This is a genomic window from Pseudomonas sp. 18175 (assembly GCF_050432925.1).
Classification (GTDB): domain Bacteria; phylum Pseudomonadota; class Gammaproteobacteria; order Pseudomonadales; family Pseudomonadaceae; genus Aquipseudomonas.
In genome coordinates this window covers 1-15,723 of sequence record NZ_JBKFTO010000011.1, presented here as the reverse complement: position 1 = coordinate 15,723, position 15,723 = coordinate 1, and the positions used below count along the sequence as shown (strand labels likewise).

Sequence of the window (15,723 nt, the reverse complement as noted above, 5' to 3'; positions counted from 1 at the left end):
TCTCTTGGCACCGCGCGTTGATCCATTTGAAGCACACCGAGAAGATGCCAGGGCTGCCCGGATTACGAGAATCCAGAACGCTTTGGATGTTTTGTCATCTGCAACTTTTGAGAATGTGACGAATTTGGCCGTAGGTGTTGCCAAGATTGTCGCTGAAATTGAGTTGAGGGTCTATTTAACCTTGCCTACCGATAAGCAGGTTAAAAAATTCAAGCCCATCAGTCATGTCACGTTATTACGAAATGATAAATACCGAGGACTTCTCGAACAGCATTTGAGTCTGAGTATTGAGTCTTCTGTTCCTGTATCCGTAAGCTCCTCGGACTTCGAAGCTCTGAAAATTCGAAATGCCAGTCTTGCGGGCCACATTGAGCAGCTCAAGCTCACAATTCGGAATCTTGACTCAGGCATTGACCCGGCGTTGAGCATGGATGGTGAGAAATTAAGGCAGGATAACGACTATTTAGCAGAGGAGCTTAAATTCGTTATCAGGATGCTTGATGACGTGCTTAGCGGCGCGGGCGGAATGTTTATCACCAAAATGCCTGGTGAGGAAGATAGGGACTTCAAAGTCGCAGGTTTACATGGGCCAATGGATTTGGTTGCGACTTACGATGATCTTTTACGACTTGAAGCATTGCGTAAAAAGTTGCATTTTTAGCTTCTTGCTGGTCTCGGTAATGCAGAGGCATAGTTCGCAAAGGTATGATGTCGTTGCTAGGGATAGTTCGCCTTTATCGATCATATGTTTGCGCCCAAAACCCAATAGCCGTGGCCTACATTGCGAAGGTGAGCGGCCCGTACTGAAGAAAGCAATTTATCCGTGTTCTGTGTTAGTTCCCAATAACAACAATGCTTTTCACTAATTATCGACCTGCGGGTCGGTCGTCCATAGCCTATTGATGGTCGTCCACGTCTAGCCAAGCTCCCGCGCGGCATCCGCCAACCCCGAGAGCAGCAGTTGCTCAGCGATAAGCGCAACCTATAGTTTCTGACTCTTTGACCCGCTTTAACACGTCGGAGAGGCGGTCTCCACGATTGGTTTCATCGTTATCATCCTGATCGTCTTCGTCTCCCCGGTATTCGCCATACTGATTACCTGCTTCGATGCTGCGGATCAGATTGAGCTTCTCGAGCTAATAGGCATTGCCCAGCTTCACATGAAGAAATGTCGACGAGTCCTGAATCTTGGCCTTCTCCGAGACCAGACCAAGTCGGTGCTGCTCGTGCATGTAGCACCCTCCATTGCTCAAGAAACTGAGTTCCTCAAGGCATTGAATTTCTAAATTTCTAATTCTTTACCGCGCTGTTTATTCATACTATCCCAACGCAGAACCCCGAACTGATCTTCCCGAGGATCAAATGGCAATTCATCGAAATCACCTCGGCTGAGCAGGGAGTGGAGATGGCACGGCAATCAACCTCTGCAAGAAATTACCTATCTAAATTTTTTAGAATTTCTTAGTTTTTGACTGACAATCACCAGCTACCCATTCAGCACCCAGAGTGACGGCACCAAAAATGAAACCCATGTCCAAGGAGTGCTCATGACAAGCAGTACGCTGGCTCAGCAATTGAGGGAGGCTAAGCACGTAGTCGTATTTACTGGTGCTGGCGCCTCAGCGGAGAGCGGTATTCCTACCTTCAGAGATGCTTTGACGGGTCTTTGGGAGCACTTCGACCCTGCCAAGCTTGCCACCAGTGATGCGTACAGAGGCGACCCTGCGCTCTGCTGGGGATGGTACGAGTGGCGCAGACAGAAGGTTGTCCGGGCGCAACCCAATGAGGCCCATCGAGCCATTGCGGAGCTTGCCAAGCGCGTGCCCAAGCTGACTGTCATCACGCAAAATGTTGATGACCTTCATGAGCGCGCGGGCAGCCAAGAGGTGATTCATCTGCATGGAAGCCTGCACTCTCCTCGGTGCATCGATTGTGGGCAGGCGTACACGTTGCCCGGTACGTCGGATGCACTGCCCGAAAACGGAAGTCGGATTGAGCCGCCACAATGTAGTGCCTGCAGCGGGTACGTCCGGCCTGGGGTTGTTTGGTTCGGTGAGATGCTGCCTGAGGATGCTTGGAGTTCAGGGCTGGATGCCGCAGAGAAGTGTGATGTCTTCCTCTCGATTGGTACGTCCGGAATCGTTTATCCAGCTGCTGAGCTTCCGCTACGTGCTCTGGGTCATGGGGCGACTGTCGTTCACATCAATCCCGTGCGGTTCGACATCAGCGGTCGGGAGCATTTTCTTCAAGGGCCGGCTTCGGTGTTGATGCGAGGTCTACTTACCGAAGCTTTTGGCGATCCTCTTGGGCCCGAATGCTTCGTAGAATGAGGCTATTCAGTGCCCGCGCTCCGCGACTTGGGCTCACTTAGAATTCCTGACGGCCACATCTTGTAACCATTATGGTGGCTAGGTAGAGGCAAAAGGCCATATTGCATCTACGCTCATGGATTCCCTCGTGAGGTAGGTCTGCCATGTCGATAATTGAGACAGAACCGGTTGTAGCCGATGATTTTGAGATTTGGTTGAACGGACGGCCCAAATGGCTACAGACCGCAGCTCGTATGCTGATCGACTCGAAGCGGCAGCTGAATCAAGATGAAATCAAAACGCTTGCCACGCTTTGCAAGCTCGAAGCCAAGGACGAGGCTGACCCACGCTTTTTAACAGTTACTCCTGGAACGCTGTCGCAGGTAGCCAATAGACCTTTGCTTCGGATCGAGGAGATCTTGGATGTGCATGGGCTGAACGCCATCAAGGCTGGCGCCAACCTCCAATTCGGCAAAAGTAATCTCTCAGTGATCTACGGACAGAATGGAACTGGCAAGAGCGGGTTTGCAAGGCTGCTAAAGGAGATCTGCGGATCAAGATCCAAGGACGAGATACGAAGCAACGTCTTCGATCCAAAACCTACCCCCTGTCGTGCTCATTTCAAGGTGTCAATTGACGGTAAGCCGGCTGATATTCACTGGGACATTCCTAGCGGGGCCCACAAAGCGCTAAGACACGCACAGGTGTTTGATAGCAAGGCTGCCCAGCAATACATGGGCAGGACTGAGGCATGCTACGAGCCCAGTCGGATGAAGTTTGTATCCGCGCTGATTGTCACAGCGGACGCTGTTAGCGCAGAGCTTGCAAGAGAGAAATCACTGCTCAGCAAAGCGTTACCCGCCATTCCAGAAACGCTAAATCACACCGCAGAAGCAAAATGGCTTCAAGGCCTGAAGAGTTCAACCACGACCGCGATTATTGATAAGGAATGTCTGTACACCGATCTTCTTGATCGGGAACGCATCGAGAAAGAGGCCTTACTCGCAGAGAAGGATATTGCGGGTCGGCTGCTGAGCATCAGCAAAGAAAAAACTGCGCTGAAAAGTATTGAAACAGCAATGTCGACACTTCAGCAGGGATTGAACGATGCGACGGCAGGTACGCTAGAGACCCTGAAAAACGCCGCTGTTAAGGCCAGGAATTCGAGCCAGGAAGCGGCGGCAGCGATTTTCGGTAAAGCCGAGCTCGACGGTGTTGGCTCTGCGACCTGGCAGGATATGTGGGAGTACGCACGCGCGTACTCCAACGGCACGGCCTACACAGAATCTCAGTTTCCCAATATTGCAGCTGACTCACGCTGCGTGCTTTGCCATCAAAGCCTTGACGAGGATGCCAAAGCCCGCCTGGCTGGTTTTGAGAAGTTCGTCACTGACGGCCTTGAGACAGCCGCCAAGAAGGCTGAAAAAAGTTTTACTGACCACAAAGCCCGCTTGCCAACTCTTCCAGGGCAAGCCGACTGGATCGTTCACATGTCCACGTTGGGCTTCGAGGAAGCCGATGCGATCACGTGGCTTGGCATGCTCAAAACGAGGCGTGATCAAGTCGTACTGGGAAGCCCTGTTGGCACCTTGCAAGCTTTCGACTGGACGAGTATCAGTGAAGCGGTAAAAACCAAGTCTGCAGATTTGATCACCGAGGAAGCGAGCCTGTCTGCCCTGTTACAAGATGAACATCGTCAGGCAGTGCAGAACCAAGTCCAGCAACTCCAAGCCAAGCAATGGCTTTCACAGAACAAGGCGTCAATCAGTGCTGAAAGGGCTAGGTTGATCGCCGTTGCGGCAATAGACAAAGCCTCCCGTTCAGCCGCTACCAACTCCCTGACCTCCAAGAAAAATGAGTTGGCCAAAACCGAGCTGGACGCTGGTTATCAAACGCGATTCCTAGAGGAACTGAAGCTATTGGGCGGCCACCGCATGCCAATTGCTCCGCAGAGTAAATCGGGTGGTAAAGGGAAGATCACCTTCGGATTGAATCTCGTCGGTGCGTATGGCTCACATGGCCTGGATTACATATTGAGCGAGGGTGAAACTAGAATTGCCGCATTGGCTGCGTTTCTGGCAGACACCACGGGCTCGAACCAACTTGCCCCCTTCATTTTTGATGATCCAATTTCGTCGCTTGACCAAGATTTTGAGGAGAGAGTCGTCGAGCGTTTGGTGTCCTTATCAGCGACTCGACAGGTCATCATTTTTACTCACCGGCTCTCTCTAGTGGCATTAGTCGACGCGGTTACGGAAAAATGGAACAAGATGCCAGGAATGCCTTCCGTTAAGCCGACATTGGTCTCTCTAAGGCGAATGGACAAGGTGGCAGGAATCGTCGCTACCGCTAGCGCTCGAGACCTGAAGCCGGAGAGCGCACTTCGCGGATTAATCGACAACACTATTACGCGTCTGAAAAAACACCAGGACAGGGTTGAGGTCGACGATTACGAGACGCTAGGCAAAAGCGCATGCAGTGACTTCAGGGTGATCGTCGAGAAAACGGTTGAGCACATTCTTTTGGCGGATGTCGTAGGCCGCTTCAGACGCGCGATCAATACTCAAGGCAAGCTGCACAAGGTTGCTAAGGTGACGAATGAAGACTGCGTATTCATTGATGACCTGATGACCCGCTACTCAGTATTTGAACATGCTCAGTCCGACGAGAAGCCCAGCAGCACACTTGAACTGGATGTATTTGAAGTCGATGTCACGGGCTTGCAACGCTGGATTGCGGAGTTTGGGTCTCGAGCCGCTTGACCTGTTGAATAGAGGTTAGAATCGAGTTGGGCCTTCCGATTCTGACCTCCGCAGACCTTTCGATTTTCAGAATGTCCAGACTTTTAACTATCAGCAAAAGGCCTGATTTGTATTTTGGGATGTAGGTGTTCACCCTAGCTATTCACCACCCTGCCTGCCACGATCTTTGGTGAATAGTCATAGAAGGACAGTGGCTCTTGTTATGATTGAGAGAGTATTTCTGCTCTCCCCAAACAACTTTTGCCTTAGAGGTCAAGATTGCCAAATTCTTCGTAGTGGTCGATCAACCGCTGCCGGTAGGTCTCATAGTCCTCTGCAATGATGTCTTGGCCATTGTACTTTCCATTCAGGAAGAAGGTCATCACGGCCTGTTGCGCTTCATCAACACCCCGATCTTCGATCTTGAGTAGGTATTTCGCAATGTAAATTCGGCTGATGTCCTGGAGCAGCAGCGCTATAGCGCCCGCTACCTGGAAGGACACCTCAGGGGTTTCCGCAATATCGAACTTAATTGAGCCCGAATGGGCAATGGAATTTCGAAGCACGTTCAGCCATTTGAGCCGTTTCGGGGCCTCTTCATTAGGATTTTCCGGATACATGCCACAGGCCTTCAAGAAGGCTGTGAGCTTAGCGAGCGCAGATTCATTCGCAACGTTTGGCAGGCGGGGCATCATGTCAGCAATGAGATCCTGGCTTATGCCTGCTGTTTCCAGATGAGCCTTGAAGGCCAGCGATGCGGCCTTGACCTGCTCTTTCACTTCCCTGGTATAACGATTAGTGTCAGAGGCGCTAAACCATCGGGTGTTGAGGCCGTCGAGCGCCGCCGATCCCATCGCGACTTTCACGCCCATATTACTGTTTGTCATTGCTAGCATCACCGCTTCCATCGCTTCGCCAGCGCCAGCTGCCCGTAATGCTGGAAGTAATGACCAATCGATCGCAGGATGAGTGCGGAAAAAGTTTTTGCTAGTTAGACCCAAGCCAGCAGAAATAGGCAAATAGGGTTCAGCATCGTTCCCTACGCGCACATGGCGACCGGTAAGAAGAGAAAGGATGACAGACAGGTCATAGGCTCCATTCACCCACGGATTGTCGGGCAGGAGGACTGAGGCTTGATCTAACCCCTCGTGCTCAGCCACCGCAGCCGTTACGCCCCAAGAGCCTGAAGTTGCTGGCTCTTCAGTTACGGTGTTCATAAGCCCGGAAGATCGGAAGGCGGAACCAAATACAAGCCGTTGCGACCGGGCAAAGTCGGCTTCAATGAGCCCCTTGCTGACGCTGATCCGGTAGGGGCCAATTGTAAACTCTCCCTCAGAGGGGAGGTGGTGCTCCAAGTTGAAGATGTCTCGAAATCCGTTCTTCTCTACGCTCATATTCTCCCCTTAAATAGCGTGTCAGTGCGCGTTTCTGAGTATCGTTCAAGAATTGGATGGCCGTCGAAATCGAAGCCTGGTAGCGCCCGCTCTAGATAGCTCAGTATCTGGGTTTGAAGTCGGGCTTTCGCTTCAGGTAGGCACTCCAACATGTCGGGCTCGGTCGGGGTTCGGCCAAGCTTTTTTTCCTGGATGGTTTTGCTCAAAAAATCGCGGAGTCGAAATGCCATCTGTTTTGGGGAAAGCCTTGCAAACACGCAATTGCGTACGATGAATGTAGGGAAGGCCTCGCGGTATGCGTCTACAAGCTCGACCCATCTTGGGTCATTGTACTCGCGGCCCACAAGAGCCTTTGCCAATCGATTCGATTCGTACAAAGGCTCTTGGCTTTTTTCCCAGGCCAGATGGCTTTCTTCCATTGCGGCCGCATGATCATGCCACTGCTCAGTAGTCCATTCCTCAATCCAACTGATCACTTGCTGTGCTTCGGTTAGGAGTGCTGGAGCGTTCATGATGATTCCTACATCGATTGCGAGAAGCGCTGCTCCGCGCAGGTGTTCTTCATCCTCCTCTTGAGGACACCTCTGAAAGGCTGCAAGCTTCATTTGAAGCGCCTTGCTGATTGCCTGTAATGCGTTCACTGATCTTCCCTTCAAATGTGGTTCCTAGCCCAGCCTCACTTTTTAGTATTCCACGATGGCGCTACGAGTTCAGGCGATCGGGCGTTGGCTCCTAGGCGGGCGTTGGTCGTTTCGAAGTTCGCCCGTGCTTGCTTCTCCATGTTTGCAAACGTGCCACTGGGCAATACATTGGTGTCACGAAGCGATTCGATATATCCGTATGCTCTGCCAAACAACAGCACGAGGCTTTCAAGGTCTGTAGCCGTTCCTATGAAATCAATGCGTTCGTAGGCTTTTACTAGACGCTGGTTGTGTACGGTGTCGATCATTGCTGTTCCTTAGGTAGATCGCGCGATGGGCGAAGCCTGTCATCACCGTGTGGCAGTAACGATTGGCGGGCGCGCGTACCAGCGCTGGGAGCTGGCCAAGGCGAGTATTTGATATATCCGTTTTGGGTCGGCTTTCGTAAATCTAGCCCGTTCGTGCTGACCGGTCTTGGCCAAGCAGGCGTCCATCTTCACGCCTGTGCACTCCGCCTGCATCGCCCAGGGCCTGGCCCAGATGTTCCAGCTATTTAAGTCGTTGCCAGCAACGCTGGTAGCTCCCACTACTTGGTTTTGGGTTAGGGGTGGGCGTTGTGATCAAACATCCTTCAGTCCCCCACATGCTGCTGCGAGCACGGTTGTTTCTTCATGAAGTTGACGCACCACCACACTAAGCAAATCAGCGAAGGCTTCGGCGTAGAATTTCGGCTCAGTTTTGAACGGGTGGCCCGTTGAACTCTTATTGATCCCGAAGGGTTCAGCTAGATCCGTGAGACGCTTGAATGACTTCATCACTCCGCTCCCCGTCGTGCTGGGGTACTGGAACACCTCCGCATGCCCGGTTTTGACCAGTGCGTTCATGATGGTCGTCGCGTCGAAGGAAACACCGTGTTCAGAGATAAGGGATTTGAGCGTTTTGGCTTGCATGCAGAGCATCCTTGCAATGTAATGGGGCTAGGCCGTCGATGGTCTTCTTTTCTTCATGCTTTTTACAACCTCAATCTTCGTCCACTGGTGCATTGTGGAAGGGAGGATAGTTGAGCTGGCAGAAATCATGCTGATTGTATTTTCGTTTGTTGGCCCCCATAACTTCCCTAGTGCCGCATGTGGCAAGATAGTCATTTCTGGACGGTGGTACACGGGTGTGCGACCGCTGCAATGTTTAGTCAAAAGGAAAAGTGAATGGCCCTTTCAATTCCTTTGGGCGTCGTTGGATTTGTAGCTGGCTGGTGCTGGAGAAAGGTAGAGAGGGCATTGTTCTATAAAACCTACCTCCATTCTCATCGTCGCTGGACGAGCAAGCATGACCTGGGTTCGTTTTGGAATCCGCTCGGCGAGTATTTGGAGTACAGCGTTTATCTCGCGGAATCCACAGACGCGCAGCCTCAGGAATCCAGAATCGCTTTGAGGTCAATGGAAGGCACAGTTAACCGCCTCGAATGTGTATTCGAAGGTCGCGGCATGGGTGTGAAATACCAAGACAGGATCATCGCAGTTGATTTGGACACGTCACCGGCCATTTTCAAATTGATTAACCAGCCAGTGTGCGAGCTGATCGAGGTGACGAACGACAGGGTGCGGTTCTCTTTAGATACCTATCGCCTCATCCACTGCAGCATCGATCTGAGCAATGGTCACAACATCGTTGTTCCGGATGGTCTGACTCAGACCTTAACTCAAACATCGACATGGAACTCCCAGTGGTCTAAGCGCTGGGACATGGATTGGAATTTGGATGCGGTGAAATTTGCCAAACAGGAGCTCGAAATTTATTGGCGATGGTTTGGCACCTACTCCTACTCGGGCATGTATGTTCCTGTAGCTGACGGTGGGCCAAAATATGCTGCCCCATGGGTGCGCGTGGGCGCCAAGGCTATCGGGTGGGTCATGAGCAACCGATGGCTGTTGACGGCTCAGTTCTGGCTGGCGATCTGGTCGGGCTTGTGGGTTTTGGATCAGGATGACCGTTTGAGATGGCGTTGGAAGAAGCCTGTGAGCGATTCCGGCGTTTAAGGCGGTCTGGTCATTTCCGTCACGGAATGGGTTGGGGTTGGCATTCAGAAGGCTACAAAGCTGGATGTTCCAACCCTGCTCGCGTAGCTGGCCTCAAATGCTTCTCCCTCGCCTAGCGCTCGTCTGTCTATTGCCAGGGTGAGTTTGGGGCGTCATCGCTACATACATGGCAAGTAGGCGCTGGGTATTCCTACTATTGACCGTCCAAAATTGGTTTATCTAGTGGCCCTACTGCGTAGTCTACATCGATTTAACCGATACAAATTCCACATACTTGTACTTCTTCCTTGCGGCCCTCATAGCTTCCTGCCCAGCAAGCAGCGAGCTCAGCGTGTCGGCCTCGTGGATCAGCTCGTGCATCGTCCCTTCGAATTCGTTCCCAACACGGAGCGTAACCCTAAGCCTGGACGTAATTGCTTTCCCCACGTTCTTTTTGGCTGCGTGAGTTGCTACTGGCTTGGTGAAAACAACCTCTGGCGCAGGCTCCTGCACCGGAGTAATAGAAGCCTGGACTCCGGGCGGAGCCGCACCGAATAGGGCACGACGCATTTCTTCTTCAGTTAGCTCTGAACTCATAGAACGCCTCAACTGGGTAGTGCTTAATGAACGAGGTTTTGAAACGAAGTTTTTCGTCGTTATGGATCCGAAATTTATCGACAGTTGAAAAGTACGGCTTGAATGGTATCACCGCCAAGTCATTCAACATCTGGACGTGGCGGTTGGCGTCCTTGGACTTCAGGTTCCTTGAGTCGATATCCCCGGCCCGAAAGTGAAGTTTTTACAGGCCTTCGTTTGTTCGTACATGACCTCCAGATCTTGATCAGTTACGAGAATGGCAGAAACGACGGAGAAGCCAGAGATTCCGCCTTTCGATGCCTCCTGGTCGGAATTACCGAAGTCGTCCACGAAACCAACTCGATGCTCATCATCCATTCGCTTCAGTATCGGTAGCGTTAATCCTCTTCCAGTATCGATGGACAGTCGATAGAGCTAGGCCTGTTTCGCGTGCAATCTGCGATTGATTCATCCCTGCCGCCTTGAGCTCGCGAACGACGTTTTCGCTCACCCTATTCTGAGGCTTGCCTGGCTTACGGCGGCAGACTTCTCCGTCAGGAAACTGTTCTGCAAGAATCCCCAGCCCTCCTTCTTTCTCAAAAGCTCGAAGCTGCTTTAAAGCCGTCTCCATTAGAGCGGGATAGGGGGTATTTAGACGTTTGGATAGACACAAGGCGAGTAGGGCCAGAGGGTCTATTCGAAGGCCCTCAGCAAGGTTCTCGAACTTCTCAAGGGTAATACTTGTTTCGCCTCGCTCAAGGGCGCTGAGTTTGGATTTCGCGGAAGCGTCGGAAAGATCTTCGTGTCGAAGCTGACGCTGCAGGCGTAGGGCTCGGATTGCGCCAGCGAGTGCGATTCTAAGTTGCATGGCTCACTCAAAAGTCAGGATATAGCCACACAGGAGGGTTTCCGTTAAATGTCAAAATGAGGTAATATTGCGCATATCATGCTGAGGCGAGGGGCAAGACGACCCAAGACCATGCTTTCTGTCGCGGTTTTGACAATTCATGGAAATTAGCTGAGCACGTTTCGGTGTCCATAAAAAATAGCTCGCTACTCGCTACTCGCTGCCAGCTTCCCGTAAGGCGGGCTTTATCACTCATAAATGGATTCAAGGGGTCGCACATGGTTGGAGTTGTCGATGAAGGGCTTTTGGGAGGCAGCGGAGCCCCTCTAACGGGCTCAGAACTCAGCCTGGAAGACGCGATGACAGCAGCCAGAACACGATACAAACGACTGCCTCTATGTGCTGTTGAGGAGTGGATCATCCTGGACGCCATCGTCACCGACCGCGAGCGAGCCAAAGTAGCCGCTGCAGGCTGCCAACCAATGTTTATGTTTGCTCACAAAGTCGTGGACGATGAGCAGAGGCGTTTCGAGCCAGGCCAGTGGGTGAGATCGAGTATTGGTACTGCATTCAACGACGGCTTTCTGTTCGAAACTCGGAATAGCGTCTACGTGCTTCTCGGGCCGGGTCATCGCAAATCAGCAACCATTAAAGAGATCTTTTCTCTATTTTGAATTAACCAACCGGGCTGCTTTGCGCCCGCAGAAAACTGAGGCACCTGATGTTCAGAACCGAAGACTCAGACGCTATTGGCATTCCAGGATTGTTCGGCGAAGGCTTGATGCACTGGCAGGGTGTGTCACGGGTACTTAGATCGCACTGGTATCACCTTACCGTCCGAATCACCGAGCAAGGCCGCAGCACCGAGTTCACACGCATGATTGAAGGTGAGCACAAACTGCAGCAAATGCTTGTGCAGCAAAGCGCTGAGGAGATGATAGTCGACGTATGTGTAGTCACCCCGCCATGGATGAATAGCCGTGACGGCTGGAGTATGGATCGCGTAGTTAAAGTGACAGTTGGTGACGACGGTGATGACTTTGAAGTCTGCCTAATCGAGGTTAAAGCTGGGCTTGTATACCACAGCTCGCACCGCTCGGGTTTTCGTGTCGACTCGCTCAAAAATCATCGGCCGATTTTTCTCGAAAGTATGATTCGATCAGCCTGAAATATACCAAGTTTTTCGCACGATACCAGCACGCTTGGTAGCGTGCGCAGTTCCTGGTAAAGCCATACATTCCGCTAACGGAGAGCAATGAATGCTGGATACGATTGATGTGAATTTTCATGGGAAGCGGCATACGGATTTTGACCTCGTGCGAATCATTCGGGCTCAGCAGCAAGGCTTTGATGTTCCGGTGACCGCTTACCTTTGTGGAGTTTTCATCAGGTCGCGCGCAGGTATCGGTGTGGTCTTCGGTCACAAGCGCAAGGATCAGTACGGGCGGTTTGGCGACGGTCATTTGATCCGTACTTCTGACGTGCTGAAAGTCGAGCGCGAGGGGCGGTTCTGGATAATGACGACGGAGAATAGCCGTTATGTCTTGGCGACTTTTCAGCGCCAAAATGGCCGCGCGAGCTTGCGTGATTTTCTGCGTACTACTAAGGGGCCGTACCATCCGACTCCTCGGATCTTGCAGTGATATTTCATTGGTGGGGCAGGGGAGGCCTCTGCTTGCTGTTGTGAGTTATGGGTCGAGGTGGATTCATGCTCTTGAGGAAAGGCAAGGTCATCACTATTGCTTCCGGTATCTTTGAGTTGTACAGCCGCGATGGGCCATTTGTAGTCACCCCGAATTTAGGTCTTGGTACATTTGTCACCAAGTCCGTGTCCGCTGTCATGCAAACCAGGGAAGTCAGCGGAGTGCTTTCTGAGGCTTATTGAACGCTTGTTCAGCAAACGTTTTCTTGTTGAACTACTTGCCGGCGAATTCACATAGGGTCTGGGTGACGTTAAGTCGAAGGAGAAGGACTTTCAATCTGGCGTTTTTCACTGCCATATGAGCACAACCAATCAATGCGGTTCTGGACGTTAAGCCGGTTAATGACAAACTCACTCTCGCGAGAGATACACAGCTGAGCTCGTAGGAAACCCCATCTCTAGAAGGCGGCAGGGCTGTGAAAGCGATTAATCCTTCGGCGGTTTCTAAAAAATTATCTTTTGGCGCTGTTGTGGGGTGTCCAGACCTGGGGGAGCCTGCTGGAATTTGCTTGGCTCCCTATGGCGCGGGAGCTAAGCTGTATGTACTGTACGTATCTGTCTCAAAACCAGTTAGCAGAATCAATGACTACCATCGCCGCAACCTCGATTGATCGCTTATCTACAACGCCTTACTACCAGCAATTGTCCGACGTGTTGGAGCACCGAATCGCGTTGGGTGATATAGAAGCCGGATCAAGGCTTCCGAGCGAAAATGACCTCTGCACGGAGTTCAGCTTATCTCGGGCTACTGTTAGGCAGGCTCTAAGGCTGCTTGAAACTCGTGGCTGCGCGACGAGGGTCAACGGACGAGGAGTATATGCGTTAGTCCCTGAGGAAAATCACGGGTGGATGATACAAGGCGTCCAAGGCTTCTTGGAAAACGCGATGGGCCATCAAAACCGATCTGTCACAACGCAAGTTCTAAGCTCCGGCAGAGCTGAGCTGCCTCCATTTGCGTGCGTCGCTCTCAATATTCCTGCACATACCGAAGGGTACTGTCTTGAGCGTCTTCGTTGCCTGGACGGAAAGCCCGCTCTTTATAGTTTCAACTACAGCCCACCCTTTCTGGTCTCTACCATAGAGGGCGCAGTTGGGGTTTTGAGCGGTGATGCTTCGTTCAGTGAGCTTTTAACTGAAGCGGGGTATTCTTTGGCGGGCGCAAATAGAACCATCCGGGCGATGGCTGCAGTTCATCCAGTGTCACATCACTTGCAGATTCCTGAGGGTAGCCCCGTCCTTCACATTCGGTCTGTATCGTGGTCGCAAGATGGACAGCGTTTCGATATCTATGACACTTGGGTGAGTAGTGATGTGATTCCCCTAGAGGTCAATGTCAGCACCGTCCAGTTGGGCGCGCGATAAGGGTCTATCGCGCGACCGCTGAAACTGTACAAATCAGATTGGATCAGCAAGCTCTTGCAGCGTTTTTCCTTTCTCGACAGCGACGCGTGACTCTTCAGGAATGGTGAGCCAGCGGACTGAGAGGCCTGCTAGGACATACATTGCAGCGAAAATGATTGTCACCCCGCCCGCACCGATCGAACTCATGAAAACTGCCACCACTAGAGGGCCTACGAACGTCGCGGCACCTGCTCCGAGGTTCAAAACCGCAATCGCGTTTCCCTTTTGCTCAGGTGCGATCAGTGACATTAAGACTGATATTGGCGTAAAGCCCGCTAGAGCAACTCCATAGAAGGCAGCGCACAGGACTGCGATCCAATACTGCCCAGGAAAATAGTGTGGAAGGTAGTAAAGGCACAGGGTGCTGACAGCACATCCGACGCATCCAAACCACCGAAGAGTGAAGTGCCACCCCAGCTTATCGCTGAGGACGCCGAAAAAAAGATTCGCAAAAATATTCGCGGCACCTAGGGTAAACACAAGCTTCAGCCATCCGGCAGTCCCGAACCCCAGCTCTTCACCAAAAATGGTTGGGAGGAAAACCAAGAATCCAAATTGGGGCGCTGTATTGACTATGCGTATTAGGCAACCCATTCCAATTTTGGGATTCGAAAAGGCGATTGTGAAGCTGGCAATAATGCTTTGAACTGCTGTTACGCCTTCTGGCGCCAACCGATCACCGCCAGCTTTACCTCGCAGACCTATCAAGGCGGTAATCCCGCCTGTAATCAATAACCCCAACGATATCCAGAGCGTCGCATATTCACCAATTAGCGGTTCAGAAGCACTTGCGAAGAGAGAACCCAGAGTGGGGAGGCCGCCCGTGAATGCGAAGTAGAACCAGCCTACAGCTGACCCTAGGCGGCGTGCTTCAGTAGCAGAAAGCACCCATACGAGGAAGCCATACGCGAAGAATGGATATCCAAAACCCCTCAGTCCATAGAACGCCATCATCAATTCAAAGTTTTGTGACGGCACTGCCCAGCCGAGGAAGAGCACTTCGAAAACTACCCAAATGGTGAGTCCAAGTAGCATAACTCGGCGTGGCCCCCATACATCTGACAGCGCTCCGGCCAACCAAGAACCAAGCGTCACAGTAAAGCCATAAAGCGTGATCGCAATAGCAGCTTGGTGCATTGAACCGAGCTTCTCAGTCATGAAGGGCGCGATAAATCCAGACTCAACCCCGTCGCCGATCATGAACAAAAGCAGGCCGATAAAACCCCATATCAACGACGGCGGCAGGCCACTGCGTTCGATAACGGTTGAAGCAGGAGCTGCATTGCTGAATCCGGAAACCTTATTAACGGTCATTTGTTATTCTCCGGGTGATCAAAGGCAGCGCGCTGAATATTCCAGCACGCTAATGGGTGTTACGAATTCAGGTGGTATTACACTTGGGGCAGGATTTGCACTTTCCGAGCGCCTTCGGAACGAGCTGCTTCTAGAGCGTCAGCGAAGTTAGCCAGTGGGAAGGTGTGACTCACCATGCGCTCTGCCAGGTTCGGCAAGTCGGTAATCTTCTTTATCGCGTCGGGATAGGATGACTCGAGAGATTGCGACCCGGACAATGTGAGTTCTCTGTCGAACAAATCGTAAGGGTGCAGGTGGATATGATCTTCAGGGCTGCATACCCCCATCTGTAGAAGCGTTCCACGATATGCGAGACGTTTAATTGCGTCCGATACAGCGCTGATATGCCCACTGGCTTCAATTACGATATCGATATCGCGCTCAGTCGTGCGTTGGCCTGGTGCAAATACCTTTGTAGCACCGAACTCAATCGCTGCATCGCGTCTCACCTTGCTAGGCTCGATGATATCAATTGATGTCGCTCCTTCGGCCCGCGCCACAGCGGTGGCCAGCAAACCAATTGAGCCCGCACCGTAAACCAGCACTCTTTTATGTCGCATTGATGGAGAGCGGCGGAAACCGTGTAGTACACATGCCAAGGGCTCGATCAGAGCGCCGCTTCCCATATCTAAGCCTTCAGGGAGCGGGCTTGAACTGGCCTAATGAATTTGGACACATCAATAGGGCGCTATGATGGCGCCCAAACCCGAGGTGTGCAGATGATGCGAAAGTCCTATTCCAGCG

At 51.9% G+C, this 15,723-nt stretch carries 16 protein-coding genes; 8 read left to right on the top strand and 8 right to left on the bottom strand.

The window, feature by feature from the left end; translation table 11 throughout:
* Positions 1–4 precede the first annotated feature (4 nt).
* The 3 genes from ACLD1Y_RS16240 to ACLD1Y_RS16230 all read left to right on the top strand — a co-directional run bounded on the left by ACLD1Y_RS16240 (position 5) and on the right by ACLD1Y_RS16230 (position 5,071).
* Entirely contained in the window at positions 5–661 is a 657-nt protein-coding gene (locus ACLD1Y_RS16240; protein WP_314481773.1) for a hypothetical protein, read from the top strand.
* Between the two features lie 886 nt (positions 662–1,547).
* Complete coding sequence (locus tag ACLD1Y_RS16235; protein WP_429478897.1) at positions 1,548–2,330, top strand: SIR2 family NAD-dependent protein deacylase; 783 nt, start codon at positions 1,548–1,550, stop codon at positions 2,328–2,330.
* 143 nt (positions 2,331–2,473) lie between these two features.
* A complete protein-coding gene (locus ACLD1Y_RS16230; RefSeq protein ID WP_429478896.1) occupies positions 2,474–5,071 on the top strand; it encodes an AAA family ATPase in 2,598 nt (865 codons plus the stop codon).
* Positions 5,072–5,316: 245 nt separating this feature from the next.
* Here the strand turns inward: ACLD1Y_RS16230 and ACLD1Y_RS16225 are convergent, their stop codons facing one another.
* The 4 genes from ACLD1Y_RS16225 to ACLD1Y_RS16210 all read right to left on the bottom strand — a co-directional run bounded on the left by ACLD1Y_RS16225 (position 5,317) and on the right by ACLD1Y_RS16210 (position 8,035).
* On the bottom strand, positions 5,317–6,444 hold the full coding sequence (locus ACLD1Y_RS16225; RefSeq protein WP_429478894.1) for a hypothetical protein: 1,128 nt from the start codon (positions 6,442–6,444) through the stop codon (positions 5,317–5,319).
* Positions 6,441–7,085, bottom strand: coding sequence for a hypothetical protein (locus tag ACLD1Y_RS16220; protein WP_314481782.1), 645 nt, complete (start codon positions 7,083–7,085; stop codon positions 6,441–6,443). Before ACLD1Y_RS16220 ends, ACLD1Y_RS16225 begins: the two co-directional genes overlap by 4 nt.
* 35 nt (positions 7,086–7,120) lie before the next feature.
* Complete coding sequence (locus ACLD1Y_RS16215) at positions 7,121–7,393, bottom strand: hypothetical protein (protein WP_314481785.1); 273 nt, start codon at positions 7,391–7,393, stop codon at positions 7,121–7,123.
* Positions 7,394–7,705: 312 nt separating this feature from the next.
* The gene (locus tag ACLD1Y_RS16210) at positions 7,706–8,035 is read right to left on the bottom strand and encodes a hypothetical protein (protein WP_429478893.1); all 330 of its coding nucleotides are present in this window, start codon (positions 8,033–8,035) and stop codon (positions 7,706–7,708) included.
* A 255-nt stretch (positions 8,036–8,290) separates the two neighbouring features.
* On the opposite strand from ACLD1Y_RS16210, the gene ACLD1Y_RS16205 reads away from it, so the two are divergent.
* Positions 8,291–9,121 (top strand): hypothetical protein, encoded by an 831-nt coding sequence (locus ACLD1Y_RS16205; protein WP_429478892.1) that lies wholly within the window; start codon positions 8,291–8,293, stop codon positions 9,119–9,121.
* 240 nt (positions 9,122–9,361) lie between these two features.
* Here ACLD1Y_RS16205 and ACLD1Y_RS16200 read toward each other — a convergent pair whose 3' ends face one another.
* A complete protein-coding gene (locus tag ACLD1Y_RS16200; protein ID WP_314481794.1) occupies positions 9,362–9,697 on the bottom strand; it encodes a hypothetical protein in 336 nt (111 codons plus the stop codon).
* Between the two features lie 349 nt (positions 9,698–10,046).
* Positions 10,047–10,544: a transcriptional regulator gene (locus ACLD1Y_RS16195; protein ID WP_314481797.1), complete on the bottom strand. Its 498-nt coding sequence runs from the start codon at positions 10,542–10,544 to the stop codon at positions 10,047–10,049.
* 257 nt (positions 10,545–10,801) lie between these two features.
* On the opposite strand from ACLD1Y_RS16195, the gene ACLD1Y_RS16190 reads away from it, so the two are divergent.
* The 4 genes from ACLD1Y_RS16190 to ACLD1Y_RS16175 all read left to right on the top strand — a co-directional run bounded on the left by ACLD1Y_RS16190 (position 10,802) and on the right by ACLD1Y_RS16175 (position 13,587).
* Positions 10,802–11,197: a DUF6957 family protein gene (locus ACLD1Y_RS16190; protein WP_314481801.1), complete on the top strand. Its 396-nt coding sequence runs from the start codon at positions 10,802–10,804 to the stop codon at positions 11,195–11,197.
* Positions 11,198–11,244: 47 nt separating this feature from the next.
* A complete protein-coding gene (locus ACLD1Y_RS16185) occupies positions 11,245–11,691 on the top strand; it encodes a hypothetical protein (RefSeq protein WP_429478891.1) in 447 nt (148 codons plus the stop codon).
* 91 nt (positions 11,692–11,782) lie between these two features.
* Entirely contained in the window at positions 11,783–12,166 is a 384-nt protein-coding gene (locus ACLD1Y_RS16180; protein WP_429478890.1) for a hypothetical protein, read from the top strand.
* A 578-nt stretch (positions 12,167–12,744) separates the two neighbouring features.
* A complete protein-coding gene (locus ACLD1Y_RS16175; RefSeq protein ID WP_429479101.1) occupies positions 12,745–13,587 on the top strand; it encodes a GntR family transcriptional regulator in 843 nt (280 codons plus the stop codon).
* 33 nt (positions 13,588–13,620) lie between these two features.
* Here the strand turns inward: ACLD1Y_RS16175 and ACLD1Y_RS16170 are convergent, their stop codons facing one another.
* Together ACLD1Y_RS16170 and ACLD1Y_RS16165 are read right to left on the bottom strand one after the other, a co-directional pair.
* Positions 13,621–14,940: an MFS transporter gene (locus ACLD1Y_RS16170; RefSeq protein WP_429478889.1), complete on the bottom strand. Its 1,320-nt coding sequence runs from the start codon at positions 14,938–14,940 to the stop codon at positions 13,621–13,623.
* Positions 14,941–15,017: 77 nt separating this feature from the next.
* Positions 15,018–15,605, bottom strand: a complete 588-nt coding sequence (locus ACLD1Y_RS16165) for a zinc-binding dehydrogenase (RefSeq protein ID WP_429478887.1) — start codon at positions 15,603–15,605, stop codon at positions 15,018–15,020.
* Positions 15,606–15,723 lie beyond the last annotated feature (118 nt).

Coding starts and splice junctions, on each gene's coding strand:
- ACLD1Y_RS16235 (WP_429478897.1), top strand. CDS start 1,548: ATGACAAGCAGTACGCTGGCTCAGCAATTGAGGGAGGCTAAGCACGTA.
- ACLD1Y_RS16230 (WP_429478896.1), top strand. CDS start 2,474: ATGTCGATAATTGAGACAGAACCGGTTGTAGCCGATGATTTTGAGATT.
- ACLD1Y_RS16225 (WP_429478894.1), bottom strand. CDS start 6,444: ATGAGCGTAGAGAAGAACGGATTTCGAGACATCTTCAACTTGGAGCAC.
- ACLD1Y_RS16215 (WP_314481785.1), bottom strand. CDS start 7,393: ATGATCGACACCGTACACAACCAGCGTCTAGTAAAAGCCTACGAACGC.
- ACLD1Y_RS16210 (WP_429478893.1), bottom strand. CDS start 8,035: ATGCAAGCCAAAACGCTCAAATCCCTTATCTCTGAACACGGTGTTTCC.
- ACLD1Y_RS16205 (WP_429478892.1), top strand. CDS start 8,291: ATGGCCCTTTCAATTCCTTTGGGCGTCGTTGGATTTGTAGCTGGCTGG.
- ACLD1Y_RS16200 (WP_314481794.1), bottom strand. CDS start 9,697: ATGAGTTCAGAGCTAACTGAAGAAGAAATGCGTCGTGCCCTATTCGGT.
- ACLD1Y_RS16195 (WP_314481797.1), bottom strand. CDS start 10,544: ATGCAACTTAGAATCGCACTCGCTGGCGCAATCCGAGCCCTACGCCTG.
- ACLD1Y_RS16190 (WP_314481801.1), top strand. CDS start 10,802: ATGGTTGGAGTTGTCGATGAAGGGCTTTTGGGAGGCAGCGGAGCCCCT.
- ACLD1Y_RS16185 (WP_429478891.1), top strand. CDS start 11,245: ATGTTCAGAACCGAAGACTCAGACGCTATTGGCATTCCAGGATTGTTC.
- ACLD1Y_RS16180 (WP_429478890.1), top strand. CDS start 11,783: ATGCTGGATACGATTGATGTGAATTTTCATGGGAAGCGGCATACGGAT.
- ACLD1Y_RS16175 (WP_429479101.1), top strand. CDS start 12,745: ATGGCGCGGGAGCTAAGCTGTATGTACTGTACGTATCTGTCTCAAAAC.
- ACLD1Y_RS16170 (WP_429478889.1), bottom strand. CDS start 14,940: ATGACCGTTAATAAGGTTTCCGGATTCAGCAATGCAGCTCCTGCTTCA.
- ACLD1Y_RS16165 (WP_429478887.1), bottom strand. CDS start 15,605: ATGGGAAGCGGCGCTCTGATCGAGCCCTTGGCATGTGTACTACACGGT.